Genomic DNA, 24706 nt, shown 5'->3' with positions numbered 1-24706 from the left:
GAGGCGGCGGACCTCGTGCTGCCCGCCACCGAAGCCGCCGAGCCCGTCGTACCCACCGAGACCGCCGTACCCGCTGAGCCCGCCGCACCCGCTGACCAGAAGCCTGCCGAGCAGCTGGACCGGCCGCTGCCCGAGGGGGTGCGGCGCCGGGTCGTGGGCATCGCCGCGGACGGGCTGAGCGCCATGCCGCTCGCCGAGCTGCCGCCGCGGCTGCGCCCCTACGCCAAGTTCACCCCGGTGCAGCGGGCCCGGCGCGGTGCGACCGCCATCGCCGCGGCGCTGGAGACCGAGCCCGGTTTCCGGGCGCGGATAGCGGAACGGGTCAGGCAGGGCCAGCCCGATCTGGTCGCGGCCCTGGAGAGCGGACAGGTCCCGGCCGCCGCCGATCCGCAGGACGTGGCCGCGGTGGCCTATCTGCTGCGTCCGGCCGGCTGGAGCAAGCTGGTCGGGGACGCCGGCGAGGAGGTCGAGCGGGCCGAGTCCGAGGGCGCCGCCGCCGAGGCGGCCAGGCTGGTGGAGAAGCTGCAGACGGAGCTGTCCGCGCTGCGGGAGACCAGCAGGGCCGAGGCGGACCGGGGCCGGGTCGAGCTGGACGAGACCAGGAAGGAACGGGATTCGCTCCGCCGCCGGGTGCGCAGCCTGGAGGCCGACACCAAGCGCGCCGAGGCGGCGACCCGCAAGGTCGCAGCCGAGTTGGAGGCGCTGCGCGCGGCCGGTGCCACCGAGCGGGGCACCACCGACAGCGAGGTCCGCCGGCTGAAGCACCGGCTGGCCGAGGCCGAGTCCGCGGTCGAGGCGGCCCGGCGGGCGTCCAGGGAAGGGCGCAGTGCCGAGGAGATGCGGCTGCGGCTGCTGCTGGACGTGGTGCTGCAGGGTGCCCAGGGACTGCAGCGGGAGCTGGGGCTGAAGCCGGTCACCACCCGCCCGGCCGACACGGTGGAGGCGGTGGCGCCCACCACGGCCTCGCCGCACGACGTGGCCAGGCGCGCCCTGGACGCGGACGACCCGGCGCTGCTGGACCAGTTGCTGGCCCTGCCTCAGGTGCATCTGCTGGTGGACGGCTACAACGTGACCAAGAGCGGCTATCCCACCCTGCCGCTGGACAAGCAGCGGGTCAGGCTGCTGAACGGGCTCTCCATGCTGGCCGCGCACAGCGGCGCGGAGATCACCTGCGTCTTCGACGGCAAGGACCTGGACGCGCCGGTGCCGATGGCCCCGCCGCGCGGGGTGCGGGTGCTGTTCAGCCGGTCCGGCGAGAACGCCGACGAGTTGATCCGCCGTCTGGTGCGGGCCGAGCCCGAGGGGCGTCCGGTGATCGTGGTGTCGACCGACCGTGAGGTGGCGGACGGGGTGCGCAAGGCGGGTGCGCGGCCGGTGCCCTCGGCGATGCTGCTGCGCCGACTGGTGCGGACCTGAGGGGTCGTCGGCGGCTTCTCAGGGCTTTCCTATAAAGGACATTGCGCCCATTCACCCCCGGACCTCCCGCCGAGGGCGACAGAGTCACATCTCTCTCACTAGTCTCTCCCTTCGAACCTATGTCTGCGCTCGCTGCCTGTGTTCGTCAGCGTTTGCTCGAAGGGACCCCGCTCCTGTGGCCACACACCGCCGCCCCAAGCAACCCAGCCGCGCCCGTGTGTCGATCCTGACCGCGGCCGCTGCCACCGCTGTGGCCCTCTCGGCCCAGACGGCTGCCCAGGCGGCGCCGAAGCTGACCAGCGACCAGGCGAAGGCCCAGGTCGAGGCGGACCAGTCGGCGGCGAACAAGGCGACGGAGCAGTACGACGCGGCGCAGGGCCAGGAGCAGGCGCTGGAGCGGCAGACGAACGTCCTCCAGGACGAGATAGCCCGCCAGCAGACCGCGGTGAACAAGGAGTTGGGCCAGCTCGGACAGATGGCCAGCGCCGAGTACCGCGAGGGCGCGGTCGATCCGACGGTGAAGCTGCTGCTCGCCTCGAACCCGACCCAGTACCTGAACGCCGCCTCGACGCAGAGCCAGATAGCAGGCAGCCAGGCCGCGCTGCTGGCGATGTTGCAGAGCCAGCAGAAGACGCTGGCCCAGGAGAAGGCCCAGGCGGCCCAGGAACTGACGGCCCAGCAGGCGCTGCTCAAGCAGATGCAGACGGCGAAGGAAACCGCCCAGGCCAAGCTCAAGCACGCGCAGAGCGTGCTGGACTCGCTGTCGGCGGCGGCCCGCGCCGCGGTGGAGGCGGCCGCGCTGAAGGATCAGGGCGCCGGCAGCGGCGGCGGGGGCGGCTACAGCTCGGTGGACTCCACCGACAACCACATGTCGGTGTCCGACATCGACCTCTCCGGGATCTCGGCCGCGGCCAGGACCGCCATGCAGGCGGCGATGAGCAAGGTCGGCGTCGCCCCGTACGCCTGGGCCGGCGCGGGGCCCAACCAGTTCGACTGCTCGGGCCTGGTGATGTGGGCCTACGCCCACGCCAACATCAGCCTGCCGCACTCCTCGGAGGGCGATGAGTCGGTGGGCACCCGGGTGGCCTCCAGCGCCGATCTGAGGGTCGGTGACATCGTGGTGATGGAGGGCGGCGCGCATGTCGGCCTCTACGCCGGCAAGGGGATGCTGTTGAACGCTCCCGAATACGGTTACAACGTCTCCATCCAGCCGATGTCCTATTTCGGCTCGATCGTGGCGATTCGCCGGTTCTGACGCAGAGCCACTTGCGGACACCTGGTTTGGGAGTCGGCTGGGGCGGGTGTGGCCTCCTGGTGTGACTCACGTCACAGGAGCCTCGAACACCTCGACCGGATGACCGATTTGACCGCCATGTCGTCGCCATGTGGTCATGTGACGACTACGGTCCGTTGGAAATCTGATGCAGTGTCGTAACCAAAGATACTTTTTACTTACAGGGATTTGAACGGATCACGGTTGGGTCACTAGTGTCAGCGATCGAACCACCGCGAAGTCGATCACCCAGCCTGGGTGGCAGCGGAGGTTTCCGCCGAGTCCGACCGTACGGCAGGCCCTCCCGACGCCATCGGGATGACCACAGGGGAGCGCCGTCAGTTTCGGAGCCGGGGAACCAAGTTCCCTCGGGGTGAATCGACGCCAGGCCGGTCCGCCGGTGAAGCGTTGTAGGGCACGTCTTCCAGCCCGAACCCGTCAGCTCACCCGGTAGGCGGCCGTAGGAAGAAGGAGCTCGCCTTCGTGGCGTCCCATCGTCGTCCCAAAAATCCCGGTCGCGCCCGCATAACCGTGCTCACGGCTGCAGCGGCCACAACCGTCGCCCTCTCCGCGACCGCCGCCCAGTCGGCGCAGGCGACCCCGCAGCAGACCACCGCCCAACTCAAGGCGCAGATCGACCAGCTGAACAGCGACGCCGACACGGCGGTTCAGCAGTACGACAAGGCGCAGTCCGACCAGCAGGCGCTGCAGAAGCAGGTCAACACGCTGCAGGACCAGGTCGCCCGGCAGCAGGCCTCGGTCACCGCCAAGGCCTCCGCCCTCGGCGCCGTCGCCAGCGCGCAGTACCGCAGCGGGTCGGTCGACCCCTCGGTCCAGCTGATGCTCTCCTCGGACCCGACGACCTACCTCAACTCGGCGTCGGCGCAGAGCCAGATCACCGCCAGTCAGTCGAACATGCTGGCCGATCTGAAGTCCGAGCAGACCACGCTCAACACCGAGAAGTCCGAGGCCGAGACCAAGCTCAAGGCCCTCGACGCGACCAGCAAGCAGCTCGCCGCCTCCAAGGCCTCGGTGCAGAAGAAGCTCGCTGCCGCCCAGGCCAAGCTGGACTCGCTGACCGCAGCCCAGGCGGCCGCGCTGAAGGCGGCCAACGAGGCCGCCGCTTCCAAGGCCGCCGCAGCGGCGTCGTCCTCGTCCTCGTCCAGCAGCAGTTCGGCGTCGGGCTCCAGCTCCAGCAAGGCCGGCGACTCGGTGGAGGCCACGGCCTACGCCGCCGCCCAGACCAAGCTCGGCGACGTCTACGTCTACGGCGCCACCGGTCCCAACTCGTTCGACTGCTCCGGGCTGACCCAGTGGGCCTACGCCCAGGCCGGGGTGTCCATCGGCCGCACCACCTACGACCAGATCACCGCCGGTACCGCGGTCTCCCGCGCCAACCTGCAGGTCGGCGACCTGGTGTTCTTCAACGGTGACTCGCACGTCGGCATCTACGCCGGCAACAACACCGTGCTGCACGCCCCGCACACCGGGACCGTGGTGAAGTACGAGAGCATCGACACGATCGGCTCCATCTACGCGATGCGCCACATCTGAGCCGACACGACCGGCTGAGCCGCCCAAACGGCTGTACGGGCCCGATCCCCTGACGGGGGTCGGGCCCGTCGCCGTGTCCGGCCGACCCCTCCTCACGTGGCGTTTCGTCAAAATGTACTAATCCAGCGGAAATATTCGTCCTTGCCAGGGTTTGGACTCCCTGTGTCCGACTCGCTAACGTCGGCGCTCGGCCCTCTGCTTCGACGAATGGAGCCAGTCCCCGTGGCGTCCCACCGACGTGCCCGACCGCTGGGCCAGCACTCCACCGTGGCAGCCCTGTCGCGCACCGCGGCCACCCTGGCGGCCGCGACCGCGGCGGTACTGGCGACCGGTGGCAGCGCGCTGGCCGCGCCGGGCGCCCCCGGCGGCCCCGGTGGCGCCCCGGTCACCGCCGACGGCGTCCGGCAGCAGGTCGACGGCCTCTACGCGCAGGCGGAGGTGGCCGGCCAGCGGTACGACGGGGCGCGGGAGCAGGAGCGGTCGCTGCAGCGCGAGTCGGTGCTGCTGCAGCAGCGGGTCGCCGAGGAGCAGCAGCATGTGAACACGCTGCTCCAGTCCATGGGTTCGATCGCCAGCGCCGAGTACCGGCAGGGCGGCGGGGTGGACCCGCTGGTGAAGTTGCTGCTCAACGCCCATCCCGACCAGTACCTGGAGCAGGCCTCCACGGCGGACCAGGCCGACGCCGTGGCCGCCTTGAAACTCCAGGAGATCGAGTCCGACCAGCGGCAGTTGGTGCAGGACCGGGCCGAGGCGGTCGCCCAGCTGGCCCAGTTGGAGTCGCTGCGGCAGTCCATCGCCGGCAGCAAGACCCAGGTGCAGCAGCGGCTCGGGCACGCCAAGGCGCTGCTGGACACGCTGACGGCGGCGCAGCGCGCCCAGCTCCAGCAGAACGAGGACGACGCCGCCGGGGCGGCCGCGCAGACCGCGGAGCAGCCGCCGCAGTCCGGCCAGGGGCCGGCCTCCGCGCGCGCGGCGATGGCGCTGGCGGCCGCGGAGAGCGCCCTCGGCAAGCCCTACGTGTACGGATCCGCAGGCCCGGGCTCCTTCGACTGCTCCGGCCTGATGTACTGGTCCTGGCGCCATGCCGGGGTGACGCTGCCCCGAACCTCGCAGGGTCAGGCCTTCGCCGGACAGCGGGTCCCGCTGAGCCAGGCGAGGCCCGGCGACCTTGTGATCTTTTACGGCGACATGCACCACGTAGGGATGTACGCAGGCCATGGGACGATCATCCACGCGCCCTACCCGGGGGCCCGGGTCCGCTACGAGCGGGTGGGCGACATGCCCGTGGCCGAGGTGGTCCGGGTCTGAGAGTTCCCCGCGCCCCCAGCATGTGCAACCGGCTCGGTTGCAGCCCCGCAGGGGCGCGGGGAACTGCGCGACAAACCATGCAGACGGGTCAGACCACTGATGGCCGTGGGACGCAGGGCGGTGCTGGCGGCCGGTGCCGCCGCCTTGGTCGCCGGGGCGCTGGGCGGCGAGGAGTGGCACGACCGCCAACACGCCGACGCCGCGAGCGACGCCGCCGCCGTGCAGGCCGTGCTCGACCGCAGGGCCGCGGCGATCCGGGGCAGGGACCAGGCCGCGCTGGCGGCAACCGTGCTGCCGACGGCGCAGTCGCTGCGCGACAGCGGTGCCGCGATGCTGGGGAACCTGGCCCAGGTGCCGATCGGCACCTGGGCGTACCAGCTCAAGGCGCTCGACGCCTACCCCCTGCCGGCGGCCCTCGGCACCGCGGGCACCGCGCGGTTGGCGGCGCGGGTCGAACTCTCGTACCGGCTCAGCGGCTTCGACTCCCAGCCGGTCACCGCCACCCAGTACCTCACCTTCACCCGCAGCGGCGGAGGCGACTGGCTGCTCAGCTCGGACAGCGACCACGCCGGCGGCGACGTCCAGCCGTGGGACCTGGGCCCGGTCACCGTGGTCCAGGGCCGGCACTGCCTGGTGCTGGGGCTGCGCGGTCAGAGCACGCTGCAGCAGCTCGCCGACGAGGCGGACCGGGCGGTACCGGCCGTCAGCACGGTCTGGGGGACCGGCTGGGGGCAGCGGACGGTGCTGCTGGCCCCGTTCGGTCCGGACCAGTTCGGTCGGCTGCTGGGCGCCGACCCGGCCGGATACACCGCGATCGCCGCCGTCACCACCGGCGAGCTCGGTGCCGCCGAGGCCGGCCGCACCGAGCGGATCACCGTCAACCCCCCGGTCTGGGACACCCTCAACGCGCTGGGCCGACGGGTCGTCATCACCCATGAGACCACCCATGTGGCCACCCGGGCGATCACCGAGCAGTGGACCCCGCGCTGGCTCGCCGAGGGCGCCGCCAACTGGACCGGCTACCTGGGCACCGGCCGCACCCCGGCCCAGATCGCCCCGGAGCTGCTCGCCGACCTCAGGGCGGGCCGGATCCCCGACCGGCTGCCTGCGGACTCCGCCTTCGACGGCTCGGCCGCGGACCTGCCGCAGGCGTACGAGCAGGCCTGGTTCGCCTGCCGCGGCATCGTGCGGCGGCACGGCCAGTCGGCCCTGGTGGCCCTGTACGGAGCGGTGGCGGCGGCCGGTAGCGGCGGTTCCACCGGACCGGACGCGGCCCTGGACGCTGCGCTGCGCAGGACGGCCGGGGTCGGACTGAGCGCGTTCACCGCGCAGTGGGTGGCCGACCTGAGGCAGGCGGCTACGTAGTCGCGGCCTCGGGCTCGGCCTCCGGCTCGGGCTCGATCGGCAGCTCGGCGGGCGCGGGCAGCGGCGTCGCGGTCGCGCGCCACAGCCGTCGGCAGGAGACCACGGCGGCTGCCGCCAGCAGCAGGTTGCGGATCACCAGGGCCGAGACGCCGAGCGGCTTGAACGCCGCCAGGTCGCCGAAGAAGACCGGGAACTCCAGGAAGGTGAACACGCTGGCGGCGGCGATCAGCCAGGCGGTCGGCCGCTGGGTGGTGTGCGGGGAGACCAGGCAGACGGCGGCGACGCCGATCAGCCAGACCAGGTACTGCGGACTGATCACCCGGCTGGTCACGGTGAACAGCAGCAGTGCGGCCAGCGCCGCGTCGCAGGGGGTGGCCGCGTTCCAGCGGCGGGCCCGGAAGCGCCACAGCAGCAGCCAGCCGAAGGCCGCCAGCGACAGCGCCACCATGAGCTTTCCGGCCAGGTCGACCCCGGTGCCCAGGAACTCGGTGGAGCCGTAGTGCATCTCGGCGTGGCCGCGCCAGCCGAAGAGGTGGGCCAGGTAGAAGGGGAGCGCGCCGAGCGACTCGATCTCGATGCCGCGGTTCTCCTGGAAGCTCATGAAGGAGTAGGCGCCGACATTGGTGACCGCGTAGTAGAAGCCGATCGCCAGCGCCGAGACCACCATGGCGGTCCAGGTCTCCCTGGTTCTTCGGCCGCGCGGGGTGCCCAGCACCATCAGCACCGGCCAGACCTTGAGCATCGCGCCCATCCCGGCCAGCACCCCGCTCAGCCGCGGCCGGGTGGCCGCGGCCAGCAGCCCGACCACCGCCACGGCGGTGACCACCAGGTCGAAGCGGCAGTACACGGTCGGGCCGAGCAGGGGCACCACCAGCGCCCACAGCCAGGCCCCGGCCCGGCTCCGGCCGTGCCGGGAGGCTCGCAGCAGCAGGCCGAGCACCAGTGCGTCCGCGGTCGCGACCATGACCAGGAAGCCGGTGAAGTAGGTCCACGGCAGCCAGTGCGGCACCAGCATCACCAGCGCTGTCAGCGGCGGGTACTGCCAGGTCACGTCGTCCAGCGGGAAGGTGCCGGTCTGCAGCACCTGGGCCCAGCCCCGGTAGATCACCTTCACGTCGCTGGTCACGTCGCTGGTGCCGAGCTGCAGCAGCCCCAGCACCATCAGCATCACCAGGGTCCGGGTCGCGGCCCAGCTCAGCCCGACCGCCACCCAGGCACGCCGCACGGCCCGGTCGCCCGAAGGCGCCGGGGTCTCCGCCGGTTCGGCCGGGCGGGACAGCGGGTGCAGCTGAGTAGTGATGGAATCCTCGCCCGGGGACTGGAGGCCGACAGGTAACCGCACAGTGGAACACGCTCGCGGACGCTCGTGCGGTTGCCGCACTGCCCTATCGTACGGATCACGTCCAGCCGGTTACAGAACGCCTCCGAGGTTCCGTTGCTCCAGATTTCCGGGGGCGGCCCCCGGACCCCCACGTGAACTCGTGGTCGGCAGCCGTCGGCGAGTGGAATTCGCGAGGAGAAGTGCATGAACAAGACGTTGATCGTCACCAATGACTTTCCGCCGCGCCCGGGTGGGATTCAGACGTTCGTCCACAACATGGCTGCCCGTATGCCCGCTGAACAGATTGTGGTGTATGCCTCCACCTGGCGTGACGGCGCCGAGGTGGCCCGGTTCGACGCCGAACAGCCGTTCCAGGTGGTCCGGGACCGCACCACGATGCTGCTGCCGACGCCTAGGGTCACCCGCCGGGCCGCCGAGATCCTCAGGGCGGAGGGCTGCGGCTCGGTGTGGTACGGGGCCGCGGCGCCGCTCGGGCTGACCGCCCCCGCGCTGCGGAGGGCAGGGGCCGAGCGGCTGCTGGGGATGACCCACGGCCACGAGGCAGCCTGGGCCCAGCTCCCCGCCTCCCGGCAGCTGCTGCGGCGGATCGGCGCCGGCACCGACACCCTCACCTACCTCGGCGAGTACACCCGCTCGCGGATCGCCGCCGCGGTCGGCCCGGATGCGGCGGCGCGGATGCGGCAGGTCCCGCCGGGCGTGGACGAGAAGACCTTCCACCCGGACTCCGGCGGTGCCGAGGTCAGGGCCGGGCTGGGGCTGAGCTCGCGACCGGTGGTGGTGTGCGTCTCCCGGCTGGTGCCGCGCAAGGGCCAGGACACGCTGATCAGGGCGCTGCCCGGGGTGCTGGCCGCCGAGCCGGACACGGTGCTGCTGATCGTCGGCGACGGGCCCTACCGGGCCGATCTGGAGAAGCTGGCGGCCTCGGTCGGGGTGTCCGCCTCGGTGCGCTTCACCGGAGCCGTGCCCTGGTCCGAACTCCCGGCCCACTACGGCGCCGGCGACGTCTACGCGATGCCGTGCCGGACCCGCCGCGGCGGTCTGGACGTGGAGGGGCTGGGCATCGTCTACCTGGAGGCGTCCGCCACCGGCCTGCCGGTGGTCGCCGGGGACTCGGGCGGGGCGCCGGACGCGGTGCTGGAGGGCGAGACCGGCTATGTGGTCCCCGGACGCGACCTGGCGGCGCTCACCGACCGACTGGTGACACTGCTTCAGGACCCGTCCCTGCGCGCCCGGATGGGCGAGCGGGGACGGGCCTGGGTGGAGCAGAGCTGGCGCTGGGACCTGCTGGCGGGACGGCTGGCCGCGCTGCTCTGAGACGGCGGCGGTCCGCCGGGACCCCGGCGGCCGGCGCTCAGCGGGCCGAGTAGAGGGACTCGATCTCGGCGCCGAAGTCCTTGGCCACCACCGCGCGCTTGAGCTTCAGCGAGGGGGTGACATGGCCGGACTCCTCGGTGAAGACCGTGTCCAGGATGTGGAACTTCTTCACCGCCTCGGCGTGCGACACCGCCGCGTTGCCGTCGTCCACTGCGGCCTGGACCGCGGCCAGCAGGTCGGCGTCCTGCAGCAGGTCGGCGACCGAGGAGGCGTCGGGCTTGCCGTTGAGCTTCTTCCAGGTGGGGAAGAACTCCGGGTCGATGGTGATCAGGCAGGCGATGAAGGGCCTGCGGTCGCCGACCACCATGCACTCGCCGATCAGCGGGTGGGCCCGGATCCGGTCCTCGATCACCGCGGGGGCGACGTTCTTGCCGCCGGCCGTGACGATGATCTCCTTCTTGCGGCCGGTGATGGTGAGGTAGCCGTCGGCGTCCAGCTTGCCGATGTCCCCGGTGGAGAACCAGCCGTCCTTCAGCGCCTCGGCGGTGGCCTCGGGGTTCTGCCAGTAGCCGGTGAAGATCTGCGGGCCCTTGAGCTGCACCTCGCCGTCGTCCGCGATCCGGATCGCGGAGCCCGGCACCGGCTGGCCGACGCTGCCGATCCGCGGCTCGTCGTGCGGGTTGAAGGCGGTGGCGGCGCAGGACTCGGTGAGGCCGTAGCCCTCCAGGACGGTGAAGCCGATGCCCCGGTAGAAGTGGCCCAGCCGCTCGCCGAGCGGGGCGCCGCCGGAGATGGCGTGAGTGGCCCGGCCGCCGAGCGCGGCCCGGAGCTTGCTGTAGACCAGGGCGTCGAACAGCTTGTGCCGCAGCTTCAGGCCCAGCGGGGCCCCGTCGCCGTCGAGGGCCCGGCTGTAGGCGATCGCGGTGTCGGCGGCGCGGTCGAAGATCTTGCCCTTGCCCTCGCTCTGGGCCTTGGCCCTGGCCGAGTTGTAGACCTTCTCGAAGACCCGGGGGACACCGAGGATCAGGGTCGGGCGGAAGGCGCTGAGCTCCGCCACCACCTCCTTGATGTCGGGCAGGTGGCCGAGCTTGACCGGGGCCAGCACCGCCGCGATCTCGGCGATCCGGCCCAGCACGTGCGCCTCGGGCAGGAACAGCAGCACCGAGGACTCGCCGGTGCGGAACAGCGGGTCGAGCCGGGCCACCACATTGCCCAGCTCGCCCAGGAAGTTGCCGTGGGTCAGCTGGCAGCCCTTGGGGCGCCCGGTGGTGCCCGAGGTGTAGACGATGGTGGCGATGGAGTCCGGGTTCAGCGCCGAACGGCGCTCGTCCACCGTGGCGTCCGCCACCTCGCGTCCGGCGTCGGCCAGTTCGCGCAGTGCGCCGCCCTCGATCTGCCAGGTCTGCTTCAGCTCCGGCAGGTTGGCGCTGACCTGGGCCACCACGGCCTGGTGCCGGGGCAGTTCGGTGATGCAGGCCACCGCGCCGGAGTTGCCGAGGATCCACTCGACCTGCTCGGCGGAGGAGGTCTCGTAGACCGGGACGGTGATCGCGCCGGCGCACCAGACCGCGAAGTCCAGCAGGGTCCACTCGTAGCGGGTGCGGGACAGCAGCCCGACCCGGTCGCCGGGACCGATGCCCGAGGCGATCAGGCCCTTGGCGGCGGACCGCACCTCGGCCAGGAACTGCACCGGCGTCAGGTCCTCCCACCGGCCGTCCACCTTGCGGCTCACCACCGGGACGGATGGATGCCGCTCGGCGTTGCGGTGGATGAGGTCGGTGAGGTTTGCGCCGCTCGGCACCTCGTAGAGAGCCGGAAGGCTGAACTCGCGCAAGACTGCTCCTCGGTCTGCGACGCTGCGGGACGCCAGGACGTTACTGCTCGGTAGGAGGGTTCCGATAGGGGCGACGGCCAAGATGTTCCTTGTGTCACACCCACGTGCTCCAAAGTTCCGGTGATCTGCACGTTTCCGATGCGGAAGCACACTTCCCTCCGCCCGCAACCCTACTGCCGGGCGGGTCGGTAGGGTGACGCCATGCGGGTGCATGTGGTCAGCGACGTACACGGCAACAGCGAGGCCCTGGCGCGGGCGGGGGAAGGCGCGGACGCACTGCTGTGCCTGGGCGACCTGATCCTCTTCCTCGACTACGCGGACCACTCGCGCGGCATCTTCCCCGACCTGTTCGGCCGGGAGAACGCGGACCGGATCGTGGCCATGCGCACCGCCCGCCGGTTCGACGAGGCCAAGGAGTTCTCCCGGCAGCTGTGGGCAGGACTGGACGTCGACCGCGAGACCGCCACCGAGCAGGCGGTGCGCCGCCAGTACACCGAGCTCTTCGCCGCCTTCCCCACCCCGACCTACGCCACCTACGGCAATGTCGACCGCCCGGACCTGTGGCCCGAGTTCGCCGCCGGCACCGGGGTGACCGTGCTGGACGGGCAGGTGGTCGAGATCGGCGGGCGCACCTTCGGCTTCGTCGGCGGCGGGCTGCCGACGCCGATGCGCACCCCCTACGAGGTGGACGAGGAGACCTACGCGGCGAAGGTCGCCGCACTCGGCCGGGTCGACGTGCTGTGCAGCCACATCCCGCCGGCCGTCCCCGAACTCACCTACGACACCGTGGCCCGCCGGTTCGAACGCGGCAGCGAGGCCATCCTGGACGCGATCCACAGCACCGGCCCGGGCCATGTGCTCTTCGGGCATGTGCACCAGCCGCTGGCCCGGCGGATGCGGATCGGCCGCAGCGAGTGCGTGAACGTCGGCCACTTCCGCTCCACCGGCCGCCCCTGGGTACTGGACTACTGACTACAAGCACCGCGCACCGCACCGGTAACCTTCCAGCAGCACCCAGGCAGCAGAGACGCGGAGGCCAGCGATGGCGGAGCACACGAGGTCGAGCACCACGATCGAGGCCACCCCGGAACAGATCATGGCGGTGATCGCGGACTTCGCGGCGTACCCGCAGTGGACCGGTGAGGTCAAGGAGGTCGAGGTGCTCGCCAAGGGCGCCGACGGCCGGGCGGAGCAGGTACGGCTGCTGCTGGACGCCGGGGCCATCAAGGACGAGCACGTCCTCGCCTACACCTGGGACGGCGACCGCCGGGTCAGCTGGACCCTGGTCAAGAGCCAGATGCTGAAGTCCCTCGACGGCTCCTACCTGTTGGACCCGTCCCGCAGCGGCGGCACCGTGGTGATCTACCAGCTCGCGGTGGACGTCAAGATCCCGATGCTGGGCATGATCAAGCGCAAGGCGGAGAAGGTCATCATCGACCGTGCGCTCGCCGGGCTGAAGAAGCGGGTGGAGTCCCAGGGCGTCACGGCCTGATGGCCTCCCCGGCACCGCGCCCCGACTCCGACCCCCGCGCCGACTCCGACCCCCGCGCCGACCGCGAATCCCGCGCCAGCCTTGTATCCCGCGCCGACCTCGTGCCCCGCACCGTCCTGGTCAGCGGCGCGGGCGGCAGCGGCCGCTCCACCCTGGCCACTGCGCTCGCGCAGCAGGCCGCCGCCGGGTCGGGCCGCACCCTGCTGCTCGCCGCCGACGACCCGCACCGCACCGTCGACCGGCTGGTGGGCGCCCGGCTGTCGCCGGAGCCCGCCCGGCTGGACGGCGGCCTGTTCGCCGCCAGGCTGGACCCGCAGACCGCGTTCCGGGACGCCGCCGACCGGCTGCTCTCCCGCGCCAAGCCGCTGTTCGACCTGCTCGGTGTGGACCCGCTGGAACGCGACGAGCTCAGCGCCCTGCCCGGCGCCGCCCACCTGGCCCTGCTGGACGCGCTGCGCACCCACGCGGCCCGCGGCGACTGGGACGTCCTGGTCGTCGACGCCCCGGTGGTCGCCGAACTGCTGGCGGCGCTGGCGCTGCCGGAACAGTTGGACCGCTACCTGGCCCGGCTGGTGCCCGAGCAGCGCCAGGCCGCCCGCGCGCTGCGGCCGGTGCTGGCCGCCGTCGCCGGGGTGCCGATGCCCTCGGACTGGGTCTACGAGGCCAGGGCGTGGGCCGCGGCCGAACTCGACGAGGTCCGCGCGGTCACCGACGCGCCGGGCACCACGGTCCGGCTGGTGCTGGACGCCCCGTCCGGACCGCTGGCCGGAGCGGCGCTGCGGCAGGCCAGGGCCGGGCTCGCGCTGCACGGCCAGCGGGTGGAGTCGCTGCTGGTCAACCGGCTGGTGCCGGAGGGCGACGAGCCGTTCCTGGCGGGTCTGCGCCGGGAGCAGCAGCGGCAGTTGGAGGCGCTGCGGGCCGAGTGGGACGTCCCCGTGCACGGGGTGCCGCACCTGGGACGCGAGCCCGGGCCGGCGGACCTGCTGCCCGGGTCGCTGGGCCTGCCGCCGGTCGGCCCCTCGGGTCCGCTGCCCGAGCCCTGGGGGGTGGAGGACCTGCGCGAGGGCGACGAGGGCGCGCTGGTCTGGCGGATCCCGCTGCCCGGCGCCGACCGGGCCGACCTGGACCTGGTCCGCCGCGGCGACGACCTGGTGCTCGGCGTCGGCGGCTACCGCCGCACCGTCGCCCTGCCGTCGGCGCTGCGCCGCTGCACGGTGGCCGGCGCGGGACTGCGCGACGGCTTCCTGGCGGTGCGGTTCACCCCGGATCCGGCGCTCTGGCCCAAGGGCTGAGGTAGCGTCGAAGCAGTGCCCGAGCAGGTCCCACGGAGCTCGTAGAAGGAGCGGAACCATGACGACTGCCGACGACCGTAACAACGAGGACGTGTGGGCCGAGGCCGTGGCCGAGGCCGCCGAGGAGCCCGGGGCAGCGGGCCCCGCCGGGGCAGCTGCCCCCGCCGGGACAGCCGGGGACGGCGACACGCCCGTGCCGGACGCGACCTCCCACGACGCTGTCGCGGAGAAGACCGGGAGCGGGGTCGCGGACCAGAAGCCGTCCGCCCCGGGCGACCTCTTCGGACCCGAACTGACCCCGCTGGTGGACGAGGTGCGCCGGTTCGCCACCGATCTGGGGGAACGGGTCAGCGCCGCTTCCACCGCGGCGAGCAACGGCGACAGCCTGGGCGCCCTGCAGAACCTGGCCGCACCGCTCCGCGCCAAGCACCCCGAGGTCTACGGACACCTCATCGCCGCAGGTGGGGAGCTTCTGGCCGCCTACCGCGCGGCGGTCTCCGCATCGGAGAAGCGGTGGACGGCGGAGAAGCCGGCCTCCTCCGAGCAGATCGACCTCGACTGAGCCGGTACCGGTACCGGTCCACCCACTCGGCTTGACTACGACTCCTGAAGGCTCACCAACGTATCCTCAGCACTCTGTCTTCGGCTAATGTACGCACAGGTGTGTACCCGGCCCCACCCGGCCGGGTACGGTACCGGCCAGCGGGGAAGCCAGCGGAGACTGAGGGACACATGGGACTGACCATCGGCGTCGACGTCGGGGGTACCAAGATCGCAGCCGGGGTCGTCGACGAGAACGGCGCGATCCTGGCCCGGACGCGGGTACCCACCCCTGCGGATCCGCAGTGGGCGGTCGGCGCCATCGCCGACGCCATCAAGGAGTTGCGGGCGGACCACGAGGTCACCGCTGTGGGCGTCGGCGCTCCCGGCTACATCGACCGGGACCGCTCCACCGTGATCATGGCTCCCAACATCGCCTGGGAGAACGAGCCGCTGAAGACCCGTATCGAGGACCTGGTGCACCTGCCCACGGTCATCGAGAACGACGCCAACGCCGCCGCCTGGGGTGAGTTCAGGTTCGGCGCCGCGGCGCAGCACAACGACATGATCATGATCACGGTGGGCACCGGCATCGGTGGCGGCATCGTGCTCGAAGGCAGGATGTACCGGGGCAGCTTCGGCGTCGCCGGCGAGATCGGCCACCTCAACATGATCCCCGACGGCATCCCCTGCGGCTGCGGCTCCAAGGGCTGCTGGGAGCAGTACGCCTCCGGCCGCGCGCTGCGCCGCTACGGCCGCGAGCGCGCCGCCGCCGACCCGGTGCTCGGCAAGCGGCTGCTGGAGCTGAACGAGGGCATCGCCGAGACCATCACGGGCAGTCAGATCACCCAGGCGGCCGAGGAGGGCGACCCGCTGGCCCTGGAGGTCTACGACGAGCTGGCCGACTGGCTCGGCCGCGGCATGGGCGACCTCGCCTCGCTGTTCGACCCGGCCGTGTTCGTCCTCGGCGGCGGTGTCGCCGACTCCGGGAGCCTGCTGCTGGACCCGGTCGCCAAGGCCTTCGAGAAGCACCTGATCGGCGGCGTGCACCGGCCCCGCGCCGAGGTGGTGCTCGCCTCGCTGGGCTCCGCCGCGGGGATCGCCGGCGCCGGCGACCTGGCCCGCCAGGTCTGAGGCCTGACACGCCGGACGCACACTGTCCGTCGCACCGGGGGCGGTGCGAGACTCGGTCCCATGCTGGCTGATCTCCCCGCCTCCGGTCCACAGCCCGACGGCTCTGAAGTCGTGCGGCTGCTCAGCTACAACATCCGCTCGCTGCGCGACGACCGCACGGTGCTGGCGCGGCTGGTCCGGGCCTGCGAGCCCGACCTGGTCTGCGTCCAGGAGTCGCCGCGGTTCTGGTTCCCCCGGCAGCAGGCCGGGTGGCTGGCCCGGTCGACCGGGCTGGTGATCCTCTCCGGCGGGCTCAGCGCGTCGGGCCCGCTGCTGCTGGGACGGCTGCGGGCGATGCCGCTCTCGGTCCACGACGTGCTGCTGCCGCGGACCCCCGGCCTGCACCAGCGGGGCTTCGCCACCACGGTGGTGCGGCTCGGCACGGCCGAGCCGTTCTCGGTGACGAGCTGTCACCTCTCGCTCGACCCCGACGAACGCTACGACCAGTGCGGGATGCTGCTGGAGCAGCTGGACCGGGTCGGCACCCGACTGGGCGTGGTCGGCGGGGACTTCAACGAGCACCCGGACGGCCCCGGTTGGAAACTACTGGCCGGCCGCCTCCAGGACGGCTGGGCCACCGCCCCCTGGGGCTCCGGGTTCACGTCCGTCCCGGCCGACCCCTACCAGCGCATCGACGCCGTCTTCGCCACCCCGGGCATCGAGGTTCTCGCCTGCGGCGTGCCTGACGATCTACCGCGCAAGGATCTGATCGCCGCCACCGACCATCTGCCGTTGGTGGCCGTCCTGCGGATCCCTGCGGGGTCGTAGCCGGCTGAGCGCGCAGTTCCCCGCGCCCCTATGAAGGTGCAACTTGCTCACAGTGGGTCAGTTGCACTTTCGTAGGGGCGCGGGGAACTGCGCGAACAACCACGCACATGCCGCAGCCCAGATTCAGACCACAGCCCCCCGCTGCGGGTCGTCGTCCTCGTCGTCGTCCTCCCGCATCCGCGAGATCAACGTGCCGACCCCCCCGACGAACAGACCGATCCCCAGGAACGCCCCCATCCCCCCGACCCCGGGCAACTGCCCGAACGCCGAGTAGAGCGTGAGCGCCACCCCCACGATCACCGCCGCCACCGCGAGCCTCGTCGCGGTGGCGGTCTGCGGCAACGGCGGCGGGGGCGGCGGGACGTAGTGGTCGTCCTCGCTGGACTCCTCCGGGATCCAGTTCCGCGGATCCACCGGCGCGATCGCCTGAATCCTCGGCAGCGGCTTGATCACCGGTCGGGGCCGCGCCACGGGGGCGAGGTCCGACAGGTCCTCCGCGGCCGGCCAGGACCGCGCCTCCGCGTCCACCGGGTGGTCGAAGCCCGCGACGAGCTGGGCGAACACCGCGTCGTCGTCGGCGGCCCGGTCCACCGGGGTGTTCTCGGCGGGGGCGTCCTGAGGCGCGTCCGCGCCTTCCTCGGGCAGCTCGGGCACGGCTGTCATCCCTTCACGGCGGGGGTGAGCCGCCGCACGAAGTCGAGACTTCCTTCAAAGATGGATTCGGCGTCGTGGTCCAGGGTGGCCACGTGGAAGCTTCGTTCGCAGAGCCGCTCCTCGACGTCGGTCGAGGAGATCCGGGCCAGCAGCATCGCGCTGCTGGCCGGGCTCACCACATGGTCCTGGGGGCTCCGGAACAGCAGCACCGGCTGGGTGACCTGGGGCAGTTCCCCCTGCACCAGCCGGGCCAGCTGCGCCATGGAATGCGCCGCGTGCAGCGGGGTCCGGGTGTAGCCGCCCTCGTTGACGCCGGGTCTGGCCACATCGTTGGCGATCCCCGGCAGGCTCGGAACCAGGTGCCGCACCAGCGGCAGCGCCCGGTGCGCCTGGCCGGGCATCCGCACCAGCGGGTTCACCAGGACCAGGCCGGAAACGGCCGCGCCCCGCCGCGCGGCCAGGTGCAGCGCCAGCGCGCCGCCCATGGAGAGGCCGAAGACGAAGACCTGCTCGCAGTCCTCGGCCAGCAGGTCGAACTCCCGCTCGATGGTGGCGTACCAGTCCGGCCAGCGGGTGATGTTGAGGTCGCGCCACTGGGTGCCGTGCCCCGGCAGCAGCGGCAGCGAGACGCTGAAGCCCTGCGCGGCGGCGGTCTCGGCCCAGGGCCGCATCGAGTAGGGCGAGCCGGTGAACCCGTGGCACACCAGGACTCCGACCGGGCCACCGTGATGGCGGTACGGTTCGGCACCGGGCATGAGCGGCATCTGCGGCTCCTTTCGCACGCGGGGTGGGGCACATGGCAGCTGCATGGCACAACACGACGGGTGACCCGCATAGTCCCATGCCCGCCTGTCAGCCGTACAGCTCACCACTGCCCGAGCGGCTAAGGTTCTCCCTGGTTCGTGAATCTGGAGGCCAGGGTTGTTCTACCGACTGATGAAGATGATCGTCGCACCGCTGCTGAAGATCTTCTTCCGTCCCTGGGTCGAGGGGATGGAGCACATCCCGGCGGAGGGGCCCGCCATCATCGCGAGCAACCACCTCTCCTTCTCCGACTCCTTCTTCCTGCCCGCGCTGATGAAGCGCCGGGTGACCTTCATCGCCAAGTCCGAGTACTTCACCGGGACGGGCGTCAAAGGCAAGCTGACGGCGGCCTTCTTCAAGGGCGTCGGCCAGCTCCCGGTGGACCGCTCGGGTGCGCGCGGCGCCGGTGAGGCCGCCATCACCAGCGGTATCGCGGTGATCGAGCGCGGCGAGCTGTTCGGGGTCTACCCGGAGGGAACCCGTTCGCCCGACGGCAAGCTCTACCGCGGCAAGGTCGGCGGGGTGGCCCGGATCGCGCTGGCCACCGGCGCCCCGGTGATCCCGGTCGCGATGATCGACACCGAGAAGCTGCAGCCGCCCGGCCAGGTCAAGCCCAACTTCGGGGTCAGGCCCGGGATCCGGATCGGCGCCCCGCTGGACTTCTCGCGCTACCACGGCATGGAGAACGACCGCTTCATCCTGCGCTCGGTCACCGACGAGGTGATGTACGAGATCATGCGGCTCTCCGGCCAGGAGTACGTGGACATCTACGCCACGGCGGCCAAGCGGCAGCTGCAGGAGGCCAAGAAGCAGGCCAAGCAGAGCGGCGCGGACAGACAGCAGTAGCAGTCGGCCGGCGGCGGTCGGCGGAAGCCAGGACGGCAGGGGGCGGCAGAGTGGGGACCGGGAAGCGTGCCACGGGGGTCTTCTCCGTGGAGCAGCCGCTGTGGCGGGCCGTCGCGGCCTTCCGCCTGCTCACCCTGCTCTACGCGGTGGGCCGCTACGCCGGGAACTCCGACCACTACGCGCATCCCGCGGCGGCCTGGGCCTACATGGCGGTGCTCGCGGTCTGGACCTTCGCGACCGTGCGGGTGTTCTCCACCAAGGCGCGCTGCGGCTGGTGGTGGCTCTGGGCCGATCTGGCGCTGGTGGTCGCCGGCATCCTGCTGACCCGCAGCCTCGACCAGGCCGTCAGCGTGGACGCCAACGACGTGACGCTTCCGACGGTCCGCGCCGCCGCGACGGTGCTCGGGTTCGCGGTGATGGGCGGCTGGCGCCCGGCCGCCCTCGCGGGACTGCTGGTCGGCGTCGCCAACATCGGCGAGCGGGGCAGGGTCACCTCCAGCAACGCCCACAACATCGTGCTGCTGATGCTCGCCGGCGTCGCCATCGGCTATGTGGTCGAGCTGGCCCGCGCCAGTGAGCAGACCCTGGCCAGGGCCCTGGAGATCCAGGCCGCGACCCGGGAACGGGAGCGGCTGGCCCGGGACATCCACGACGGGGTGCTCCAGGTGCTGGCGATGGTGCAGCGGCGCGGCGCCGAGGTCGGCGGCGAGGCCGAGGAGATCGGCCGGATGGCCGGTGAGCAGGAGATCGCGCTGCGTGCGCTGATCGCCGAGGGCCTGGTGCCCAACGCCTCCTACGAGGCCCCGCGCCGCCCGCTGCACCACCAGGACCCGGGCGAGCCGCAGGACCTGCGGGCGCTGCTCACCCCGCTGGCCGGATCCCGGGTGACGCTGTCGGCCCCGGGGACGCCGGTGCTGCTCCCGGGACGGGCGGCGGACGAACTGAGCGCGGCTGTCGGTGCCGCGGTGGACAATGTGCGCAAGCACGCGGGGGAGCGGGCGCACGCCTGGATCCTGGTCGAGGACGAGCCGGGGGAGGTGGTCGTCAGCGTCCGGGACGACGGCCCCGGCTTCACCCCGGACCGGCTGGGGCAGGCCGAGCAGGAGGGGAGACTCGGGGTCTCCCAGTCGATCCGGGGCCGGCTGCGGGATCTGGGCGGCAGCGCCGAGATCAGCTCCGCGGCCGGTCAGGGCACCGAGGTCGAGCTGCGGGTGCCGCGGCAGCGAGTCGAGCGAGGGAGCGGGCAGTGACATCCGAGGGCACGGGATCCGGGGGCACGACGGGCGAGGGCGCGGTGGAGGGGCAGCAGCCGATCCGGGTGATGGTCGTGGACGACCACCCGATGTGGCGCGAGGCGGTGGCCCGGGACCTGGGTGACGCCGGCTGCCGGGTGGTCGCCACGGCGGGGGACGGCCGCGAGGCGGTGCGGCGGGCGCCGGCCGCCGCCGCGGACGTCGTGGTGCTCGACCTCAATCTCCCGGACCTGCCGGGGGTCGAGGTCTGCCGGCAGCTGATGGCCCACGACCCGGCCCCCCGGGTGCTGGTGCTGTCGGCCAGCGGGGAGCACGCGGACGTGCTGGAGGCGGTGAAGTCCGGCGCCACCGGCTACCTGGTGAAGTCGGCCAGCCGGGAGGAACTGCTGGACGCGGTGCGCCGCACCGCCGTCGGCGACCCGGTGTTCACCCCCGGACTGGCCGGGCTGGTGCTGGGCGAGTACCGCCGGCTGGCGGCGGAGCCGGTGCCGGCCGGCTCGCGCAGCCCGGCCGCCCCGCAGCTCACCGAGCGGGAGACCGAGGTGCTGCGGCTGGTCGCCAAGGGGCTGGCCTACCGGCAGATAGCCGACCGGTTGGTGCTGTCGCCCCGCACCGTGCAGAACCACGTCCAGAACACCCTCGGCAAGCTGCAGTTGCACAACCGGGTGGAGCTGGTCCGCTACGCGATCGAGCGCGGGTTGGACGACGAGGGGTAGCGGGGTTCTGCGGGAGGTTCGGCTGCGGGCCGTAGATGGCTTGTCGCGCAGTTCCCCGCGCCCCTGAATAGTGCAACTTGCCGGCGGTGGTTCAGTTGCAGCCCCATAGGGGCGCGGGGAACTGCGCGCCCAGCCACCTACGGCCCGCAGCCGAAGACCCGTCGGTGGGGCCCCTGTCCTGTGCACAGCAGGGTGCAACCGTCCCGCCCGCCGCTACCGTGAAGTGACAGTTCGTCATACTCAGGGGAGGGGACGGATATGCGGATCGGCGTGCTCACCGGCGGCGGGGACTGCCCGGGGCTCAACGCGGTCATCAGGGGGGTCGTCCGCAAGGGCGTCGAGGTCTACGAATACGAGTTCACCGGCTTTCGGGACGGTTGGCGCGGCCCGCTGGAGGGCGCCACCCTTCCCCTCGGAATCCCGGAGGTCCGGGGGATCCTGCCGCGCGGCGGCACGGTCCTGGGGTCCTCGCGCACCAACCCGCTCAAGGTCGCCGACGGCATCCGCAAGGTCAAGGAGAACCTGGAGAAGTACCAGGTGGACGCGCTGATCGTGATCGGCGGCGAGGACACCCTCGGGGTCGCCGCCACCCTGCACGACAACGGCGTCAACGTCGTGGGCGTGCCCAAGACCATCGACAACGACCTCAACGCCACCGACTACACCTTCGGCTTCGACACCGCCGTCAACATCGCCACCGAGGCCATCGACCGGCTGCACACCACCGCGGAGTCGCACCGCCGGGTGCTGGTGATCGAGGTGATGGGCCGTCACGCCGGCTGGATCGCACTGCACTCGGGCATCGCGGGCGGCGCCAACGTGATCCTCATCCCGGAGCAGCGCTTCGACATGGACCAGGTCTGCGCCTGGGTGGAGCAGCGCTTCCGGATCAACTACGCGCCGATCGTGGTGGTCGCCGAGGGCGCCATGCCGGTCGAGGGCCAGATGGTGCTCAAGGACGACACCCGGGACGCCTTCGGCCATGTCCGGCTCTCCGGCATCGGCGAGTGGCTGGCCCACGAGATCGAGGCCCGCACCGGGAAGGAGGCGCGGACCACCGTCCTGGGGCACATCCAGCGCGGCGGCACCCCCAGCGCCTTCGACCGGTGGCTGGCCACCCGCTTCGGCCTGCACGCCATCGACGCGGTGCACGACGGCGACTACGGGACGATGGTGGCGCTGCGCGGCACCGACATCGTCCGGGTGCCGCTGGCGGACGCCACCGCCCGGATCAAGACCGTCGAACCCGCGCTGTACTCCGAGTTCGACGTCTTCTTCGGCTGACCGGCCTCCCCGGCCCCGCTCGCCCCCTACACCGGCGGCAGGGCGTGGACCTCGTCACCGACGACCCCGTACAGCAGGGTGCCGTCGGTGGCCAGCCACCAGTCCTTGTCGTTGGCGGTGGTGCGGTAGTTCCAGAGGATCTTGCCGCTCTTCCGGTCGATCGCATAGACCCCGTTGCTGCCCACGAAGGACCCGGCGAACAGGGTCGTCCCCACCACCACCAGGGTGGAGGTGGACGGCCCGTCCGGGATCACGCACTCCCACTGCTGGGAACCGGTGGCCGCGTTCAGCGCCACCCGGGCCCCGCGCAGGTCGGCCGCGTAGAGCACGCCGTCGGCGAAGGCGGGGACGTCGAAGGAGCCGCCGCTGGTGTTCTTCACCGACAGCACCTGCTTGCCGTCGGCCACGGTGAAGCCCAGGAGCTGCGGGCCGCCGACGTACAGGTCGCCGCCGTTGATCAGCGGGTCCACCTGGGACTGGAAGTCCTTCAGGCCGAAGTCCTTGGACCAGAGCTGCACCCCCGTGGTGGTGTCCCGGACCACGACGTTGTTCTGGTCGTTGGTGTAGACGAGGTACTTCCCCGCCACCGATCCGGTGACCTGGTCGTTGGCCGAGGCCTTGCGCATCTGGGTCCAGACGACCTTCCTGGTGCGCAGGTCGACGGCCATCACCGCCTTGGTGGTCGGATCGCCGATGGTGATCACCGCCTTGCCGTTGGCGTCCACCGGGTACTTGCTGCCGAGCAGGTAGACCCGCTCGTCGTCCACGGCCAGGACCGAGGTGAAGGCCAGCGCTGCCGGCTCCAGCAGGTGCCAGCGCTCCGCCCCGGTGGTCGGATCGGTGGCGAGCAGGGCGGGCTGCTCGGTGGCGGTGTAGCCCACCGAGACGACCACGCCGGCGCCGATGCCGATCGGCGGCGTGGCGAAGGCCGACCCCAACTCCGGCCCCTGCCACTGCTGCTTGCCGCTGCGGGCGTCGACCGCGGTCAGACTGGCCCCGCTGACCATCAGCGTGCCGTGGTAGGGAACCACCGGTACCTCGGTCAGGCTGGAGCCCTTGTAGACCCAGACCGCCGCGGGCGCCACCCCGGGCGCATGGGTGGGGTAGCTCACGGCGGCACTGCCCGCGGAGGCGCTCGCACCGGCGTCGGCCGAGGCGCTCGGGGCGGGCGAGCGGGTGGGGCCCGGCTCCGGCTTCCTGCCGGAGTGGTCGGACAGCGCCAGCGCCACGCCACCGCCGACGACCGCGACAGCGCCGACCGACAGCGCCCCGGTGAGCACCTTGCGCCGGCCGGGCTCGGCAGGGGCCACCGCGGTGGTCGCGGGCGCGGCCGGGGGAGGGGTCGGGAAGCCGGCCGGGACCGGGGTGCGGCCGAGCACGGCGGTGGCCGGGTCGGCGCCGGCGGCCGGGCCCAGCAGCATCGTCCCGCCGCCCCCGGGGCCGGCCTGCGGCGCCTCCATGTCCATCACCCGCGCCGCGTGCGAGGCGATGCCGGAGGCCACCTCGGCGGGGAGCCAGGCGGTCCGCAGCAGGGCGGGGGTGCCGGTCGGCGCGAGCAGTCGCGACAGCGCCGCCGGGGTGATCCGGTCAGCCGCGTCCTTGGCCAGGCAGGCGCCCACGGGCTCGCGCAACCCGACCGGCAGGTCACCGAGTTCGGCGGCCTCGTGGACGACCCGGTACAGCAGCGTGGCGACCGAGTCCGCGCCGAAGGGCCCGTGGCCGGTGGCGGCGAAGGCCAGCACCGAGCCGAGCGAGAAGATGTCGCTGGCCGGACTGACGGGTCTGCCCGAGGCCTGCTCCGGCGACATGAACCCCGGCGAGCCGACGACCACACCGGTGCTGGTCAGTTCACCGCCGTCGAGGGCGCGGGCGATCCCGAAGTCGATCACGCGCGGGCCGTCCGCGGACAGCAGCACATTGGACGGCTTGAGGTCCCGGTGCACCAGCCCGGCGCCGTGGATCGCCTGCAGCGCCTCGGCGAGGACGGCCCCCAGCACCGCGACCGAGCGTTCCGGCAGCGGGCCGTGGGCGTCCACCGCCTCCGCCAGGGAGGGACCGAGTACGTAGGCGGTGGCCAGCCAGGGGGTCGCCGCGTCGTGGTCGAAGTCGACCACGGGTGCGGTGTAGGCGCCGGAGACCGCCTGCGCGGCCTCCACCTCGCGGCGGAACCTGCTCCTGAAGTCGGCACTCTCCGCGAGCTCGGGGCGCACCACCTTCACCGCCACCGTCCGCCCTCCCGCGGAGCGGGCGAGATAGACCCGGCCCATCCCTCCGGCGCCCAGCCGGGCTATCAGCCGATAGGCGCCTATTGCTGTCGGATCGTCACTTTCCAGCGGCTGCATGTGGTCCCCCGTCGTCGTCCTGTGCCGATGCTGTGGGACACAGTAGGGGTGCGTCGTGGAGTGATCCATCGCGGGGGCTCAGTCCCCCGTGCCCCCTGGGCGCTGCAACTGACCCGGGGTCGCAATTGCCAGGGGC

21 protein-coding genes and 1 riboswitch are annotated in these 24706 nt (G+C 72.2%); of the genes, 16 read left to right on the top strand and 5 right to left on the bottom strand.

All coding sequences use genetic code 11. The features are described from left to right. Nucleotides 1-15 precede the first annotated feature (15 nt). The 5 genes from TR46_RS12885 (at nt 16) to TR46_RS12865 (ending at nt 6916) form a co-directional block, all read left to right on the top strand. Complete coding sequence (locus TR46_RS12885; protein ID WP_439654356.1) at nt 16-1416, top strand: NYN domain-containing protein; 1401 nt, start codon at nt 16-18, stop codon at nt 1414-1416. A gap of 217 nt (nt 1417-1633) precedes the next feature. Next, nucleotides 1634-2671 (top strand): NlpC/P60 family protein, encoded by a 1038-nt coding sequence (locus TR46_RS12880; RefSeq protein WP_052432747.1) that lies wholly within the window; start codon nt 1634-1636, stop codon nt 2669-2671. Between the two features lie 341 nt (nt 2672-3012). Beyond that, nucleotides 3013-3162: riboswitch (cyclic di-AMP (ydaO/yuaA leader) on the top strand. Between the two features lie 10 nt (nt 3163-3172). Continuing rightward, nucleotides 3173-4243 (top strand): C40 family peptidase, encoded by a 1071-nt coding sequence (locus TR46_RS12875; protein ID WP_042398842.1) that lies wholly within the window; start codon nt 3173-3175, stop codon nt 4241-4243. 222 nt (nt 4244-4465) lie between these two features. Continuing rightward, nucleotides 4466-5551: a C40 family peptidase gene (locus TR46_RS12870; RefSeq protein WP_042398839.1), complete on the top strand. Its 1086-nt coding sequence runs from the start codon at nt 4466-4468 to the stop codon at nt 5549-5551. A gap of 105 nt (nt 5552-5656) precedes the next feature. Next, nucleotides 5657-6916 (top strand): hypothetical protein, encoded by a 1260-nt coding sequence (locus TR46_RS12865; protein WP_052432746.1) that lies wholly within the window; start codon nt 5657-5659, stop codon nt 6914-6916. Here the strand turns inward: TR46_RS12865 and TR46_RS12860 are convergent. Next, the gene (locus TR46_RS12860) at nt 6909-8258 is read right to left on the bottom strand and encodes a glycosyltransferase 87 family protein (RefSeq protein ID WP_236655314.1); all 1350 of its coding nucleotides are present in this window, start codon (nt 8256-8258) and stop codon (nt 6909-6911) included. The two genes, TR46_RS12865 and TR46_RS12860, sit on opposite strands and share 8 nt — an antisense overlap. A 183-nt stretch (nt 8259-8441) precedes the next feature. Here TR46_RS12860 and TR46_RS12855 point away from each other — a divergent pair, with 183 nt between their 5' ends. Continuing rightward, a complete protein-coding gene (locus TR46_RS12855; protein ID WP_042398833.1) occupies nt 8442-9572 on the top strand; it encodes a glycosyltransferase family 4 protein in 1131 nt (376 codons plus the stop codon). A gap of 37 nt (nt 9573-9609) precedes the next feature. Here the strand turns inward: TR46_RS12855 and TR46_RS12850 are convergent, their stop codons facing one another. After that, the gene (locus tag TR46_RS12850) at nt 9610-11406 is read right to left on the bottom strand and encodes an AMP-dependent synthetase/ligase (protein ID WP_042398830.1); all 1797 of its coding nucleotides are present in this window, start codon (nt 11404-11406) and stop codon (nt 9610-9612) included. A 201-nt stretch (nt 11407-11607) separates the two neighbouring features. Between TR46_RS12850 and TR46_RS12845 the strand changes: the two genes are divergently transcribed. The 6 genes from TR46_RS12845 (at nt 11608) to TR46_RS12820 (ending at nt 16671) form a co-directional block, all read left to right on the top strand. After that, entirely contained in the window at nt 11608-12378 is a 771-nt protein-coding gene (locus tag TR46_RS12845) for a metallophosphoesterase family protein (RefSeq protein ID WP_042398827.1), read from the top strand. Between the two features lie 70 nt (nt 12379-12448). Continuing rightward, nucleotides 12449-12898 (top strand): SRPBCC family protein, encoded by a 450-nt coding sequence (locus tag TR46_RS12840; RefSeq protein WP_042398824.1) that lies wholly within the window; start codon nt 12449-12451, stop codon nt 12896-12898. Then, complete coding sequence (locus TR46_RS12835; protein WP_084718391.1) at nt 12898-14190, top strand: ArsA family ATPase; 1293 nt, start codon at nt 12898-12900, stop codon at nt 14188-14190. The genes TR46_RS12840 and TR46_RS12835 overlap by 1 nt, the downstream gene beginning before the upstream one ends. Before the next feature lie 58 nt (nt 14191-14248). Beyond that, a complete protein-coding gene (locus TR46_RS37845) occupies nt 14249-14752 on the top strand; it encodes a DUF5304 family protein (RefSeq protein ID WP_052432745.1) in 504 nt (167 codons plus the stop codon). Between the two features lie 170 nt (nt 14753-14922). Beyond that, on the top strand, nt 14923-15864 hold the full coding sequence (locus TR46_RS12825) for an ROK family glucokinase (RefSeq protein ID WP_042398822.1): 942 nt from the start codon (nt 14923-14925) through the stop codon (nt 15862-15864). A gap of 60 nt (nt 15865-15924) precedes the next feature. Continuing rightward, nucleotides 15925-16671, top strand: a complete 747-nt coding sequence (locus TR46_RS12820) for an endonuclease/exonuclease/phosphatase family protein (RefSeq protein ID WP_042398820.1) — start codon at nt 15925-15927, stop codon at nt 16669-16671. A 123-nt stretch (nt 16672-16794) separates the two neighbouring features. Here TR46_RS12820 and TR46_RS12815 read toward each other — a convergent pair whose 3' ends face one another. Next, nucleotides 16795-17325 carry a hypothetical protein gene (locus tag TR46_RS12815; protein WP_052432744.1) on the bottom strand — a complete coding sequence of 177 codons (531 nt, stop codon included), beginning with the start codon at nt 17323-17325 and terminating at the stop codon, nt 16795-16797. A 5-nt stretch (nt 17326-17330) separates the two neighbouring features. After that, a complete protein-coding gene (locus TR46_RS12810; RefSeq protein ID WP_042398817.1) occupies nt 17331-18089 on the bottom strand; it encodes an alpha/beta hydrolase in 759 nt (252 codons plus the stop codon). A 157-nt stretch (nt 18090-18246) separates the two neighbouring features. Between TR46_RS12810 and TR46_RS12805 the strand changes: the two genes are divergently transcribed. From TR46_RS12805 to TR46_RS12790, 4 genes are all read left to right on the top strand, one after another. Next, entirely contained in the window at nt 18247-18975 is a 729-nt protein-coding gene (locus tag TR46_RS12805) for a lysophospholipid acyltransferase family protein (protein ID WP_439654354.1), read from the top strand. 50 nt (nt 18976-19025) lie between these two features. Further along, complete coding sequence (macS, locus tag TR46_RS12800; RefSeq protein ID WP_042398815.1) at nt 19026-20225, top strand: MacS family sensor histidine kinase; 1200 nt, start codon at nt 19026-19028, stop codon at nt 20223-20225. A 71-nt stretch (nt 20226-20296) separates the two neighbouring features. Beyond that, entirely contained in the window at nt 20297-20944 is a 648-nt protein-coding gene (locus TR46_RS12795; RefSeq protein WP_042399024.1) for a response regulator, read from the top strand. 258 nt (nt 20945-21202) lie between these two features. Further along, nucleotides 21203-22228, top strand: a complete 1026-nt coding sequence (locus TR46_RS12790) for a 6-phosphofructokinase (protein WP_042398814.1) — start codon at nt 21203-21205, stop codon at nt 22226-22228. A gap of 26 nt (nt 22229-22254) precedes the next feature. On the opposite strand, the gene TR46_RS12785 is transcribed toward TR46_RS12790, so the two are convergent. Further along, nucleotides 22255-24570 (bottom strand): serine/threonine-protein kinase, encoded by a 2316-nt coding sequence (locus TR46_RS12785; RefSeq protein ID WP_042398811.1) that lies wholly within the window; start codon nt 24568-24570, stop codon nt 22255-22257. Nucleotides 24571-24706: the final 136 nt, after the last annotated feature.

Origin of the sequence: Streptacidiphilus carbonis (assembly GCF_000787775.1) — a bacterium.
Taxonomy (GTDB): Bacteria; Actinomycetota; Actinomycetes; order Streptomycetales; family Streptomycetaceae; genus Streptacidiphilus; species Streptacidiphilus carbonis.
This window is presented reverse-complemented; position numbering and strand designations above follow the sequence as displayed.